Source organism: Pseudomonas sp. Sample_16, from assembly GCF_004307665.1.
Classification (GTDB): domain Bacteria; phylum Pseudomonadota; class Gammaproteobacteria; order Pseudomonadales; family Pseudomonadaceae; genus Aquipseudomonas.
Genome location: NZ_RCOB01000197.1, coordinates 105,895 through 120,348, shown reverse-complemented (window position 1 = coordinate 120,348; position 14,454 = coordinate 105,895). Strand labels below are relative to the sequence as shown.

General features: G+C 58.4%; 12 protein-coding genes. 10 read left to right on the top strand and 2 right to left on the bottom strand.

What is annotated here, in order from left to right; translation table 11 throughout:
• Positions 1 to 15 precede the first annotated feature (15 nt).
• Positions 16 to 1,131 carry an RHS repeat-associated core domain-containing protein gene (locus D8U69_RS26395; RefSeq protein WP_130908476.1) on the bottom strand — a complete coding sequence of 372 codons (1,116 nt, stop codon included), beginning with the start codon at positions 1,129 to 1,131 and terminating at the stop codon, positions 16 to 18.
• Between the two features lie 265 nt (positions 1,132 to 1,396).
• Positions 1,397 to 2,479: an RHS repeat-associated core domain-containing protein gene (locus tag D8U69_RS26390; RefSeq protein WP_130908475.1), complete on the bottom strand. Its 1,083-nt coding sequence runs from the start codon at positions 2,477 to 2,479 to the stop codon at positions 1,397 to 1,399.
• A 305-nt stretch (positions 2,480 to 2,784) separates the two neighbouring features.
• Between D8U69_RS26390 and flhA the strand changes: the two genes are divergently transcribed.
• The 10 genes from flhA (at position 2,785) to motD (ending at position 14,430) form a co-directional block, all read left to right on the top strand.
• Complete coding sequence (flhA, locus tag D8U69_RS26385; RefSeq protein WP_056853009.1) at positions 2,785 to 4,914, top strand: flagellar biosynthesis protein FlhA; 2,130 nt, start codon at positions 2,785 to 2,787, stop codon at positions 4,912 to 4,914.
• A gap of 11 nt (positions 4,915 to 4,925) precedes the next feature.
• Positions 4,926 to 6,251, top strand: coding sequence for a flagellar biosynthesis protein FlhF (flhF, locus tag D8U69_RS26380; protein ID WP_130908474.1), 1,326 nt, complete (start codon positions 4,926 to 4,928; stop codon positions 6,249 to 6,251).
• 116 nt (positions 6,252 to 6,367) lie between these two features.
• Entirely contained in the window at positions 6,368 to 7,198 is an 831-nt protein-coding gene (fleN, locus tag D8U69_RS26375) for a flagellar synthesis regulator FleN (protein ID WP_008001746.1), read from the top strand.
• Entirely contained in the window at positions 7,195 to 7,935 is a 741-nt protein-coding gene (gene fliA, locus D8U69_RS26370; protein ID WP_007894214.1) for an RNA polymerase sigma factor FliA, read from the top strand. The genes fleN and fliA overlap by 4 nt, the downstream gene beginning before the upstream one ends.
• 166 nt (positions 7,936 to 8,101) lie before the next feature.
• Positions 8,102 to 8,473 carry a chemotaxis response regulator CheY gene (locus D8U69_RS26365; RefSeq protein WP_003183998.1) on the top strand — a complete coding sequence of 124 codons (372 nt, stop codon included), beginning with the start codon at positions 8,102 to 8,104 and terminating at the stop codon, positions 8,471 to 8,473.
• Between the two features lie 19 nt (positions 8,474 to 8,492).
• On the top strand, positions 8,493 to 9,281 hold the full coding sequence (locus D8U69_RS26360; protein ID WP_130903481.1) for a protein phosphatase CheZ: 789 nt from the start codon (positions 8,493 to 8,495) through the stop codon (positions 9,279 to 9,281).
• 55 nt (positions 9,282 to 9,336) lie between these two features.
• Entirely contained in the window at positions 9,337 to 11,610 is a 2,274-nt protein-coding gene (locus tag D8U69_RS26355) for a chemotaxis protein CheA (protein WP_130908473.1), read from the top strand.
• A gap of 49 nt (positions 11,611 to 11,659) precedes the next feature.
• Positions 11,660 to 12,787: a chemotaxis response regulator protein-glutamate methylesterase gene (locus D8U69_RS26350; protein WP_130908472.1), complete on the top strand. Its 1,128-nt coding sequence runs from the start codon at positions 11,660 to 11,662 to the stop codon at positions 12,785 to 12,787.
• Positions 12,787 to 13,527, top strand: a complete 741-nt coding sequence (locus D8U69_RS26345) for a flagellar motor protein (RefSeq protein ID WP_056853004.1) — start codon at positions 12,787 to 12,789, stop codon at positions 13,525 to 13,527. The genes D8U69_RS26350 and D8U69_RS26345 overlap by 1 nt, the downstream gene beginning before the upstream one ends.
• A 12-nt stretch (positions 13,528 to 13,539) precedes the next feature.
• Positions 13,540 to 14,430, top strand: coding sequence for a flagellar motor protein MotD (motD, locus tag D8U69_RS26340; protein WP_056853003.1), 891 nt, complete (start codon positions 13,540 to 13,542; stop codon positions 14,428 to 14,430).
• The last annotated feature ends 24 nt before the right edge of the window (positions 14,431 to 14,454 follow it).

Genomic DNA, 14,454 nt, shown 5'->3' with positions numbered 1-14,454 from the left:
ACATGCTTTTAATTATCAGAACGGCGCTTCAGAGCTTCTAGGAAAAGCCAGTTTATCCATTCTAGATGGATCGAAAAGTCGTATCCTGAGGGCACTAACGATGTGTTCTCTAAAAACAATTTGAATCGGTTTTTCGTTTTCAAATACGGGTCTGTGCAGTGTTGCTGTATAGTCAGTTCCAGCTCGCATGCCGATAAAATTTTTTGCAAAGACACTATATAGTTGTTCTTCGCCCAACATACCTCCTGTATCAAAAGCATAAGTCCATGCCAGCTTATGATCGGGTGTCACATAAAAACCTGGTCCAATGTGGTCAATGCCCTTGCCTAAAAATAATGGGTTTACGCCGCCCCAAGTGAGACTCCTTTCATATTTCTTCGCCGAGCCGTGAAGCCCGACATATTGATAGCGATCATCTGCAGAAACTGGGCTTGGGGCGGAGAGGCGTCTTGTCGATAATTTTTTTTCGTACGTGCGTTCGAGAGAGAGTCGTTTTGAGTTGTCAACGTCGGTGGTGCTTCTAATTGTTGGTGAGTCGCTTGGTGTTGGCATTTGTTTTTTGAACAGATTTCGGAAGAAGCTAAATAATTTCCAGCGTGCGCGTCCTGTGGGGTCTAGATGATTGATCGGGTCTCCTTCGCAATAGCTATAACAATTGAGGCCGCCTTCTTTAAACGGGCTCAGCGGATCTGGACTATTAAAACGCATCAATACGGGATTAAACGCCCGATACCCATTCCCCAACAAATAACACCCCGTCACGGGGTCCGGCCGCTCGCCGTTAAAACCGAGCAGGCTGAGTAACCCGCTTTCAAGGGTGCGGTGACCATAGAGCGAATAGGTGATGGGCTGCGGTGGATGATCGGCCTTGAGCGTCTGCAACACCGAACGCTGCTGATCGGTGGCCAACAGCGTGGTATCAGGCGCATCACCTTCACCTCGCTGTTGCGCCAACAACTGGTCACTATGCTGGACGATCGAGAAGCGCATCGCCCCCTGCATCTCGGTGACCAGCCTGCTCTTGCAGTAAAAGCGCTGGCGCTCGGGGGTGTCTGGCAGGGCGTGACTGATCAGGCGATCAAGGGGATCGTAGCGGTAATGGCAGAGCACGGCTTCACGTGGCAATGTCATGGGTGGTTGTTCCGAAGGTCCGATGATCGGAAGCTCAGTATTGACGACTTTGCAAGGGCTGGGTACTAGCAGAACTGATAGGTGCGCTGGGAATGCTGGTCCGATTTTGCTGTGTGACACCCCTCCTGTAGATACTCTGTTCCCGGTCAAACTTTCAGCAGGTGCTTATCGCTGAAAAGCTTGGCCGTGTCGAAATCCGATCCCGAGCGCAATTGTCGCGATCTCTCAGTGACGGATCATTTAGCCGGACGGCATTGTTTTGCACTTAAGTCGCTCTTATCGTTAAGTTTTTGGTCCAAGGCGTTGGCGGAGAAGCCAAAGTCTTTAGGTGTGCAGCTTTAATATTCTTATGCATCGTTTCAGGAAGGACAAGTGTGTTGTTTTTAGCGAATACAAAATCTTTGTTTGGTACTAGGTTTGAATAGTTTTCAATGTGCACTGTAAAAATTTCGGGTGTGCTTGGCCAGAGGTGGTATGAGGTATTTGTTACAGCGGGGGACGATGAAGTATTTTGATAAGGGAAAACGGCCGTTAGATCTATATTGGGATTTGAGGTGGGAATAAGCTCTAGGTAATCTTTATAAACGCTTTTTTGTGCATATTTAGCAGCGAATTCTATGTCTTGGGTTGCATAGAATCCTGGACCAAATGCGGCTATATCTGCATTTCTTACTCCTTTCTCCAAGCTTTCTTTATGCCTGCTCGATGATCCGTGAAAACCAGCGAGCTTGGAGTCAGGGATAGTTTTGCTGAACGGTCTCGGAATTTTTAAGGGGGGTTTATAATTTTCAAGAAGCTGTATCATTTTCAAGGAGAAGTGCCCTGTTGGGTCGGTGTTGCTGATAGGGTTTCCGGTGCAATAAGCATATGGATTTAATCCGCCCTTCCCAAACGGACTCAAACTGTCCGGGCTATTAAACCGCATCAAAACCGGATTAAACGCCCGATACCCGTTCCCCAGCAAATAACACCCCGTCACCGGGTCGGGCCGTTCGCCGTTAAAACCAAGCAGGCTGAGCAACCCGCTTTCAACGGTGCGGTGACCATAGGGCGAATAGGTGATGGGCTGCGGTGGATGATCGGCCTTGAGCGTCTGCAACACCGAACGCTGCTGATCGGTGGCCAACAACGTGGTATCAGGCGCATCACCTTCACCTCGCTGTTGCGCCAACAACTGGTCACCATGCTGGACGATCGAAAAACGCATCGCCCCCTGAATCTCGGTGGCCAGCCTGCTCTTGCAGTAAAAGCGCTGGCGCTCTGGGATGTCTGGCAGGGCGTGACTGATCAGGCGATCAAGGGGATCGTAGTGGTATCGGCAGAGTACGGTTTCACGGGGCGATGTCATGAGCGGGTGCTCCGAAGGTCCGAAGATCGGGCGCTCAGTATTGGCGGCTTTACAAGGGTTGGGTACTAGCAGAACTGATAGGTGGGCAGTTGCGGCCTCTTCGCGGGCAAGCCTCGCTCCTACAAAATATCGATCCACCCGTAGGAGCGAGGCTTGCCCGCGAAAGGGCCCGTTCATGCGATACGAATCCCCCCGATAAAACCCTGTATTTCAACCCCCCGCTAAAGTTGGAAGGCTTCTTGCAATAGCCGCCCCGAGCCTGCTTCAGGCGTCAAAAGTTTGCTTCAAAGGAACGGGGAATACCGGTGGATCGCTCTCAGTTAATCAACAGTGCCCGCACGAACATGGCAGACCTCAGTCGAGGCAATCTGGGCGTGCCGCTGTTGCTGCTGGTCATGTTGGCAATGATGATGTTGCCGATTCCGCCGTTTCTGCTGGACGTGTTCTTCACCTTCAACATTGCCTTGTCCATCGTTGTGCTGCTGGTTTGCGTCTACGCCCTGCGGCCGCTGGATTTTGCCGTGTTCCCGACCATTCTGCTGGTGGCGACGCTGTTGCGGCTGGCGTTGAACGTGGCGTCGACGCGGGTGGTGATGCTCCACGGTCAGGACGGCCACGCTGCCGCCGGTAAGGTGATCCAGGCCTTCGGTGAGGTGGTGATCGGCGGTAACTACGTGGTCGGTATCGTGGTTTTCGCGATCTTGATGATCATCAACTTCGTCGTGGTAACCAAGGGTGCCGGGCGGATTTCCGAGGTGAGTGCGCGGTTCACCCTCGATGCGATGCCCGGTAAACAGATGGCCATCGACGCCGACCTCAACGCCGGTCTGATCGACCAGAACCAGGCCAAGGCCCGCCGTTCGGAAGTGGCACAGGAAGCCGAGTTCTATGGCTCCATGGACGGTGCCAGCAAATTCGTGCGTGGTGACGCCATTGCCGGTTTGCTGATTCTGTTCATCAACCTGATCGGTGGCATGGCGGTCGGTATCTTCCAGCACAACATGACCTTCGCCGATGCCGGCAAGGTTTACGCACTGCTGACCATCGGTGACGGTTTGGTGGCGCAATTGCCATCACTGTTGTTGTCCACCGCTGCGGCGATCATGGTGACCCGTGCTTCCGGTTCGGAAGACATGGGTAAACAGATCAATCGTCAGATGTTCGCATCGCCCAAGGCGCTGGCCGTATCGGCAGGCTTGATGGCGGTGATGGGGCTGGTGCCCGGCATGCCGCACTTTTCCTTCCTGACCATGGCTGCCCTGGCGGCGGGTGGTGCCTACCTGTTCTGGCGCAAGCAGAACCAGGTCAAGGTCCAGGCGTTGCAGGAGGTCAAGCGTCAACAAGAGTTGCTGCCATCGCCAGCGCGCGCGCAGGAAACCAAGGAGCTCGGCTGGGATGACGTGACGCCGATCGACATGATCGGCCTGGAAGTCGGCTACCGCCTGATTCCATTGGTGGATCGCAATCAGGGTGGTCAATTGCTGGCGCGGATCAAGGGCGTGCGCAAGAAGTTGTCCCAGGACCTGGGCTTCCTGATGCCGACCGTGCACATCCGCGACAACCTCGACCTGGCACCAAGTGCCTACCGCCTGACCTTGATGGGGGTGATCCTGGCCGAGGCCGAGATTTACCCGGATCGCGAACTGGCGATCAACCCGGGGCAGGTATACGGCACGCTCAACGGCATTACCGCCAAAGATCCGGCTTTCGGTCTGGAAGCGGTCTGGATCGAAATCAGTCAGCGTGCCCAGGCACAATCCCTTGGCTATACAGTGGTTGATGCCAGTACAGTAGTGGCCACTCACTTGAACCAGATTCTGTACAAGCATTCCAGTGAGCTGATCGGGCACGAGGAAGTGCAGCAACTGATGCAGTTGCTGGCGAAAAACTCGCCGAAACTGGCCGAAGAATTGGTGCCAGGTGTGTTGTCGCTGTCGCAACTGCTCAAGGTTCTGCAAGCGCTGCTGGCAGAGCAGGTGCCGGTGCGTGACATTCGAAGCATTGCCGAGGCCATCGCCAACAACGCTTCCAAGAGTCAAGATACCGCCGCCCTGGTGGCTGCGGTGCGTGTCGGCGTTAGCCGCGCAATCGTGCAAAGCATTGTAGGCACTGACTCCGAGCTGCCAGTGATCACGCTGGAGCCAAGGTTGGAACAAATATTGCTCAATAGTCTGCAGAAGGCAGGACAAGGCTCGGAAGAGGGCGTTCTGCTGGAGCCAAGCATGGCTGAAAAGCTGCAACGCTCGCTGATCGATGCGGCGCAGCGCCAGGAGATGCAAGGTCAACCGGTGATTCTGCTGGTGGCCGGTCCGGTTCGCGCGATGCTCTCGCGATTTGGCCGGCTGGCAGTCCCGGGTTTGCACGTGTTGGCTTATCAGGAAATCCCTGACAACAAGCAAGTGACCATCGTTGCGACAGTAGGGCCCAACGGCTGAGGTAGTGGTTTATGCAAGTTAAGCGTTTTTTCGCCGCCGATATGCGTCAGGCCATGAAACTGGTTCGTGATGAACTGGGCGCTGAAGCGGCCATCATCGGCAACCGTCGCATCGCCGGTGGTGTCGAGCTCACGGCTGCCCTGGATTACAAGCTGTCGGCGCTGGCGCCACGCGTGCCGAACATGGAACTCGAAGACGAGCTGCGCAAGACGCAGTCGCGCATCGTCACCGCCCAGGCCGAGCTGAGCCTGCGCAGCGACGGCGAAAGCGACAATGCCACCAATCGCCAGTTGTTCGCCGGGTTGCCCCTCACCGCCGCCGAGCCACTGATCGAGCCGACCTACGCCGAGCCTCGGCGTCCTGCGCCAGCGCCTGCTGCGGCGCCCGCGGTGGACTCCCGGGTATTTGACTCGATGCGTTTTGAGCTCAACAGCCTGCGCGAACTGATGGAAGTACAGCTGGGCTCCCTGGCATGGAATCAGCTGCAAGGCAGCAGCCCGGGCCAGGCCAACCTCTGGCGCCGTCTGCAACGTATCGGTTTGTCCGGGCCGTTGTCCCGCGACTTGCTGGCACTGATCACCGATATTCAAGAACCCCGCCAAGCCTGGCGCATGTTGCTGGCGCATCTGGCGCGGATGATTGCCACGCCGGAAATCGAGCCGCTGGAAGAGGGCGGTGTGATTGCCATGGTCGGCCCTGCCGGCATGGGCAAGACCACCACCCTGGCCAAGCTGGCTGCCCGTTATGTGCTCAAGTACGGCGCGCAGAACATCGCGCTGGTGAGCATGGACAGCTACCGTATCGGTGCCCAGGAACAGCTCAAGACCCTCGGCCGGATTCTCAATGTGTCGGTGACCCACGTCGATCCGGGGCAATCGCTGGCGCAGGCGCTGGAACCTTTGCTGCGCAAGCGTGTGGTGCTGATCGATACCGCCGGCCTTCAAGCCAGCGATCCGGCATTGCGCATGCAGCTCGAAAGCCTGGCCGGTCGTGGCATCAAATCGAAAAATTATCTGGTTCTGGCAACCACCAGCCAGAAACAGGTTCTAACCGCCGCTTATCACAGTTACAAGCGTTGCGGGCTCGCTGGCTGCATCCTGACTAAACTGGATGAAACGGCCAGTCTGGGCGAGGTGTTGAGCCTGGCCATCAGCCATGAGTTGCCGGTAGCCTACCTGACTGATGGCCCGCGGATTCCGGATGATTTGCATCTGCCGCGCCGTCATCAACTGGTCAGCCGTGCCGTGAGCGTGCAAATGCAGGAAGAACCCAGCGAAGAAGCCATGGCTGACATGTTCGCTGATATCTACCACAGCCCCACCAAGCAGGTAGGCTGAGGTAACAATGAATAGTTTTTGTACCTACATCGATGGTCTGCCATGCATTGTTCCGATTGTGAACGCGCAGCCAGTAATGTGGCCTCCGTCTATGCAAGACAAGGTAAAGAAATAACATGGGCAGCATGCATCCCGTACAGGTGATCGCGGTGACCGGCGGCAAAGGTGGCGTCGGGAAGACTAACGTGTCAGTGAACTTGTCCCTGGCTCTAGCTGAGCTCGGCCGGCGCGTCATGCTGCTGGACGCCGATCTGGGGCTGGCGAACGTCGACGTTCTGCTGGGGCTGACACCCAAACGGACCCTGGCCGACGTGATCGAAGGTCGCTGCGAGCTGCGCGACGTCCTGTTGCAGGGCCCCGGCGGCATCCGCATCGTTCCCGCCGCGTCCGGCACCCAGAGCATGGTTCACTTGAGCCCGGCGCAGCACGCCGGCCTGATCCAGGCCTTCAGCGATATCGGCGACAACCTCGACGTACTGGTGATCGACACCGCTGCGGGGATTGGTGACTCGGTAGTCAGTTTTGTCCGTGCCGCCCAGGAAGTGTTGCTGGTGGTCTGCGACGAGCCGACCTCCATTACCGACGCCTACGCCCTGATCAAACTGCTCAACCGTGACTACGGCATGAACCGTTTCCGCGTGCTGGCCAACATGGCCCAGAGCCCGCAGGAAGGGCGCAATCTGTTCGCCAAGTTGACCAAGGTCACGGATCGTTTCCTCGACGTCGCCCTGCAATACGTCGGCGCCGTGCCTTATGACGAAAGCGTGCGCAAGGCCGTGCAAAAACAGCGTGCCGTCTACGAAGCATTCCCGCGCTCCAAGTGCTCGCTGGCGTTCAAGGCAATCGCGCAGAAGGTCGACACCTGGCCGTTGCCCGCCAACCCGCGTGGGCATCTGGAGTTCTTCGTCGAACGCCTCGTGCAACAAACGGCAGGACCCGTGCTATGACAGCCAGCGGCTACAACCTCTACAAGAAATCGGCACGCGATGCGCAGTACGAGCTGATCGAGCGTTACGCGCCGCTGGTCAAACGCATTGCCTATCACTTGCTGGCGCGTCTGCCGGCCAGTGTCCAGGTCGAAGACTTGATCCAGGCCGGGATGATCGGCCTGCTGGAAGTCTCGACCAAATACGACGCCAGCAAAGGCGCGAGTTTCGAGACGTACGCGGGCATCCGCATCCGCGGCGCCATGCTCGATGAAGTGCGCAAGGGTGACTGGGCGCCACGCTCGGTCCACCGCAATACCCGCATGGTCAGCGACGCCATCCGCTCGATTGAAGCGAAAACCGGCCGTGACGCTAAAGATCACGAAGTTGCGGCCGAACTCCAATTGAGTCTCGACGATTATTACGGGATTTTGAACGACACCCTGGGCAGCCGGTTATTCAGTTTCGACGATCTGTTGCAGGACGGCGAACACGAAGGGCTGCACGAGGATGGCGCGAGTGCTCATCTCGAGCCGTCACGCGATCTGGAGGATGAACGCTTCCAGGCAGCGCTGGCGGACGCGATTGCCAATTTGCCGGAGCGCGAGCGACTGGTGTTGGCGCTGTACTACGACGAAGAGTTGAATCTCAAGGAAATCGGTGAGGTCCTGGGGGTCAGCGAATCTCGGGTCAGCCAGTTACATAGCCAGTGCGCGGCCCGTTTAAGGGGGCGTTTGGGAGAGTGGCGAGCGCGCTGAAGGCAGTGTGGGGGCACTGCGACGTGGCTGGTGGGGTGATGAACCGCGCCGGTCTCGCTTCGTTGTACTCCAGACAGTCATCGAGTGCTTTGCCAGATTGATTGAAATGGCGCGTCCAGGTGCTGGGCGCGTTTTAGTCTGCTTGGAGGTCGAATTGGACAAGAACATGAAAATCCTCATCGTTGATGACTTCTCAACGATGCGGCGGATCATAAAAAACCTGTTGCGTGACCTTGGGTTCACCAACACGGTCGAGGCCGACGATGGCACTACCGCCATTCCGGTCCTCAACAGCGGGAGCATCGACTTTCTGGTGACCGACTGGAACATGCCTGGCATGACCGGTATCGATCTGCTGCGTCACGTGCGTGCCGATGAAAAGCTCAAGCACCTGCCGGTGTTGATGGTGACCGCTGAAGCCAAGCGCGAGCAGATCATCGAAGCGGCCCAGGCCGGTGTAAACGGCTATGTGGTCAAACCCTTCACGGCCCAGGCGTTGAAAGAAAAAATCGAGAAGATTTTCGAACGCATCGGTTGAACTGCGCCACGGGGGAGCTATGGGGCATAACGAATCTTCGCAGGGCGATTTTGAATCGACCCTGAAAAAACACGCCGTCGAACTGGTCGCGAGCCTTGAAAAGGGCAGGTTTGGCGATGCTGTGCAATTGATCCATGAGCTCAACCAGACCCGTGACCGCGGCCTGTATCAGGAAGTGGGCAAGCTCACGCGCGAGCTGCATAGCGCGATCGTCAATTTTCAGATTGACCCGCACATGCCGCAAGCCGAAGAGGTGTCACAGATCACCGACGCCACCGAGCGTCTGGGTTATGTGGTCAAGCTGACCGAGGCCGCAGCCAACCGCACCATGGACCTGGTGGAAAACGCCACGCCGCTGGTCAACAGCCTGGCTGACGAAGCCCAGGCCTTGAGCACGGATTGGGGGCGGTTCATGCGTCGCGAAGTCGGGGCTGAAGAGTTCCGCGAACTGGCCCGGCGAGTCGACGGGTTCCTGACGCGCAGCAGCACAGACAACCGTGCCGTGTCGGGAAACCTCAACGATATTCTGCTGGCCCAGGATTATCAGGACCTCACAGGTCAAGTCATCAAGCGTGTGACCCAACTCGTCACCGAAGTCGAGAGCAACCTGCTCAAGCTCGTGCTCATGGCCAGTCAGGTTGACCGTTTTGCGGGCATCGAGCATGACCGTGAAGCAATGCTTGCAGAAAAAGATCCACAAAAACATCTCTCTCAGGGTGAAGGTCCGCAGATTCATGCCGATAAAAGAGAAGACGTTGTGTCCGGTCAGGACGATGTGGACGATTTGTTATCCAGCCTTGGATTCTAGAGTTTCAGGAATTTCAGGTTTTTTGGGTTTTTAGACCTGTAGGAGCACACCATTAATGAGCTTCGGCGCCGATGAAGAGATCCTTCAGGATTTCCTGGTTGAGGCCGGCGAGATTCTAGAGCAACTGTCCGAACAGCTGGTCGAGCTGGAAAGCCGACCGGATGATGCGGATCTGCTCAATGCAATTTTTCGCGGTTTTCACACTGTAAAAGGGGGCGCCGGCTTCCTCCAGCTCAACGAGCTGGTGGAGTGCTGCCACATCGCCGAGAACGTGTTCGACATCCTGCGCAAGGGCGAACGTCGCGTTGACTCGGAATTGATGGACGTGGTTCTCGAAGCACTGGACGCGGTGAACAGCATGTTCAGCGAAGTCCGCGAGCGTGGCCCGATCACGGCTGCCACGCCAGAATTACTCGCGGCACTGGCCCGTCTGGCCGAGCCGCAATCGGCTGACGAGGCAGCGCCAGCACCCGTCGCCGAAGTGGTTGAAGAACCTGCCGCTCAAAGCGAGTCAGGCGACATCACCGACAATGAATTCGAACAACTGCTGGACTCGCTGAACGCCGTCAAGGCCCAGGCCGAGGCGCCGGCGGCTGCTCCAGCGCCCGCCGCCGATACTGCGGCCAGCGACGAAATCACCGACGCCGAGTTCGAGTCGTTGCTCGACCAGTTGCACGGTAAAGGCCAGTTCGCCGTTGATGCGGTGGCACCGGCGGCCCCTGCCGCGCCGCAGGCTCCGAAAGCCGCGGGCGACAGTTCCGACATCACCGACGACGAATTCGAAGCACTGCTCGACCAACTGCACGGCAAGGGCAATTTTGCCGTGGATGCGCTGGAATCGGCCATCGCTTCGGTGCCGACGCCTGCTGCGCCAACCGCTGCGGCGGCCGGCAGTGACTTGATTACCGATCACGAATTCGAATCGCTGCTCGACGAATTGCACGGCAAGGGCAAGTTCACTGAAGTGGGCGCCACGGCTGGCACGGCAACCGGCGCGAGCGCCTCGGTTGCGGCGCCTGTCGCCAAGGCTGCGGCACCGAAGCCGGTGGCCAAGGCTCCTGAACCGAAGGCCGAAGCCGCGAAGCCGGCACCTGCCGCCGCTGCACCGGCTCCGGCCCGTGCCCCGGCCGCACCGCCCGCGGAAAAACCGGCCAGCGAAGCCGAGACCACTGTGCGGGTCGACACCGCGCGTCTCGACGAAATCATGAACATGGTTGGCGAACTGGTGCTGGTGCGTAACCGCCTGGTCCGCCTGGGTGCCAACAGCGCCGACGAAGCCATGTCCAAAGCCGTGTCCAACCTCGACGTGGTCACGGCCGATCTGCAAACCGCGGTCATGAAGACCCGGATGCAACCGATCAAGAAAGTCTTCGGGCGCTTCCCGCGCCTGGTTCGCGACCTGGCGCGCCAGCTCAAGAAAGAGATCAACCTGGAGCTGGTCGGCGAAGAGACCGACCTCGACAAGAACCTCGTCGAGGCCTTGGCCGACCCGTTGGTCCACTTGGTGCGCAACGCGGTCGACCACGGCATCGAGTCGCCGGAAGAACGCGAAGCCTCGGGCAAGGCCCGTGGCGGCAAGGTCATTCTCGCCGCGGAACAGGAAGGCGATCACATCCTGTTGTCGATCTCCGATGATGGCAAGGGCATGGACCCGAACGTGTTGCGTTCGATCGCGGTAAAACGCGGCGTGATGGACAAGGACGCGGCCGATCGACTGAGCGATACCGAGTGCTACAACCTGATTTTCGCCCCGGGTTTCTCGACCAAGACCGAGATATCCGACGTGTCGGGTCGTGGCGTGGGCATGGACGTGGTGAAAACCAAGATTTCCCAGCTCAACGGTTCGATCAATATTTTCTCGGCCAAGGGCCAGGGGTCGAAGATCGTCATCAAGGTGCCGTTGACCCTGGCGATCATGCCGACGCTGATGGTCATGCTCGGCAACCAGGCGTTCGCCTTTCCGCTGGTGAACGTCAACGAGATCTTCCACCTCGACCTGTCGACCACCAACGTGGTGGACGGCCAGGAAGTGGTGATCGTGCGGGACAAGGCGCTGCCGTTGTTCTACCTCAAGCGCTGGCTGGTCAGCTCCGCCGCTCACGAAGAGCAGCGCGAAGGCCATGTGGTGATCCTTTCGGTGGGCACCCAGCGGATCGGCTTCGTCGTCGATCAACTGGTGGGCCAGGAAGAAGTGGTCATCAAGCCATTGGGCAAAATGCTCCAGGGAACCCCGGGCATGTCCGGCGCCACCATCACCGGTGACGGCCGCATTGCGCTGATTCTCGATGTTCCAAGCATGCTCAAGCGTTACGCCACAAAGCGTATTTGAATCCGGGGCAGCGGCGCGATGACGCGCCGCTGCACCTAATGGAGTGTTTATGGCAGTCAAAGTCCTGGTGGTGGACGATTCGGGGTTTTTCCGCCGCCGCGTCTCGGAAATTCTTTCAGCGGATTCGAATATCCAGGTCGTCGGTACCGCGACCAACGGAAAAGAGGCGATCGATCAGGCGCTGGCTCTCAAGCCGGACGTGATCACCATGGACTACGAGATGCCAATGATGGACGGCATCACGGCGGTGCGGCACATCATGCAGCGCTGCCCGACCCCGGTCTTGATGTTTTCCTCGCTGACCCACGAAGGCGCCCGGGTTACCCTCGATGCGCTGGACGCCGGCGCGGTGGATTTCCTGCCGAAGAATTTCGAAGACATCTCGCGCAACCCCGAGAAGGTCAAGCAACTGCTGTGCGAAAAGATTCTGAGCATTTCGCGCAGCAACCGTCGTGTCAGCGCCTACAGTGCACCGGCTCCGGTGGCCGCACCTGCTCCGACGCCTACGCCTTCCACAAGCAGTTACGGCAGCAGCGCACCTGTGCGTCCGGCACCGGCTCCGATTCCGGTGCGTACCCATGCGCCCACGCAGTCATCACCGGCGCCAAAACGCAAAGCCTACAAACTGGTGGCCATCGGTACGTCTACCGGCGGCCCGGTTGCCTTGCAGCGGGTGCTGACCCAATTGCCGGCCAACTTCCCGGCGCCGATCGTGCTGATCCAGCACATGCCCGCTGCGTTCACCAAGGCGTTCGCCGAGCGTCTGGACAAACTCTGCCGCATCAGCGTCAAGGAAGCCGAGGACGGCGATATCCTGCGTCCTGGCCTGGCCCTGCTCGCACCGGGCGGCAAGCAAATGATGATCGACGGCCGTGGGGCGGTGAAAATCCTCCCGGGCGACGAGCGTTTGAATTACAAACCGTGCGTCGATATCACCTTCGGTTCGGCGGCCAAGTCCTACGGTGACAAAGTTCTGGCGGTGGTGTTGACCGGCATGGGCGCCGATGGTCGCGAGGGCGCGCGCCTGCTCAAGCAGGGCGGCAGTTCGATCTGGGCGCAGGATGAAGCCAGCTGCGTGATCTACGGCATGCCGATGGCCATCGTCAAAGCCGAACTCGCTGACGCGGTGTACAGCCTGGACGACATTGGCCGGCACATCGTCGAGGCGTGTATCTGATGGATGTTCTCAGCCTTATCGGCATCATCATGGCGTTCGTCGCCATCATCGGCGGCAACTACCTCGAAGGCGGCCATCTGGGTGCGCTGGCCAACGGCCCCGCAGCCTTGATCGTACTCGGCGGGACCATTGGTGCGGCATTGCTGCAATCGCCAATGAGCGCCTTCAAGCGCGCGATGCAGATTCTCGCGTGGATTCTGTTTCCGCCGCGTGTCGACCTGGCAGGCGGCGTAGATCGTGTCGTCAACTGGAGCCTGACCGCACGCAAGGAAGGCTTGCTCGGTCTGGAAGGGGTGGCCGACGCCGAACCCGACAACTACTCGCGCAAAGGCCTGCAATTGCTGGTGGATGGCGCCGAACCGGAAGCGATCCGCAGCATTCTGGAAGTGGATTTCTACACTCAGGAAAGCCGCGACATCGAAGCGGCCAAAGTCTTCGAAAGCATGGGCGGTTATGCGCCGACCATCGGCATCATCGGTGCAGTAATGGGCCTGATCCATGTGATGGGCAACCTTGCTGACCCGTCGCAATTGGGCAGCGGCATCGCCGTAGCGTTCGTCGCCACCATTTATGGCGTAGCCAGCGCCAACCTGGTGCTGTTGCCGATTGCCGCCAAACTCAAATCCATCGCGTTGCGCCAATCGCGTTATCGCGAAATGTTGTTGGAAGGGATTCTGTCGATCGCCGAAGGTGAAAACCCACGCTCCATTGAGTTGAAGCTGCAAGGCTTCATGGATTAAGGGACTAACCTAATGGCTCGTCGTCGGCATCAGGAAGAACACGTTAACCACGAGCGCTGGCTCGTGTCCTACGCGGATTTCATCACGCTGCTGTTCGCTTTTTTCGTGGTGATGTATTCGATCTCGTCGATCAACGAAGGCAAGTACAAGATCATCTCCGAGGCGCTGATCGGTGTTTTCACCGACAGCGACCGCGCGCTCAAGCCGATTCCGATCGGTGAGGAGCGACCAAAGACCGTGACCCCGGCCAAGCCGTTGGTCAAAGACAGCGAGCAAGTCGACGCCGGCGTCGCCGGTAGCAGCGATCCGCTGAAGAGCATCGCCGACGACATCAGTGCGGCGTTCGGTGATCTGATCCAGTCCAACCAGATGACCGTGCGTGGCAACGAGTTGTGGGTGGAGATCGAGCTCAACTCCAGCCTGTTGTTCGGCAGTGGCGACGCCATGCCCAGTGACATCGCTTTCAACATCATCGATAAGGTCGCGGCGATCCTGAAACCCTTCGACAACCCGATTCATGTCGAAGGCTTCACCGACGATCAGCCTATTCGTACCGCGCAGTACCCGACCAACTGGGAACTGTCGTCGGCCCGCTCAGCCAGCATTGTGCGCATGCTGGCGATGCAGGGTGTGAATCCCGGTCGATTGGCATCGGTGGGCTATGGCGAATTCCAGCCGGTCGCCAACAACGCCACGGCAGAAGGCCGGGCACGTAATCGGCGCGTGGTGCTGGTGGTGTCGCGCAACCTCGATGTACGCCGCAGCCTGACTGGCACTGGAACTGCCAATGCGCAACCGGATGCCGCGTTGAAGCGTGCTGGCACACAAACTGCACCGACCCCGGTCAAGTCGCCGGTACGAGAGAGCGCCGTCAATTCTCCGTCACCCGCATTAACACGTTGAGCTATTTCTCGGTCGATTCATTGG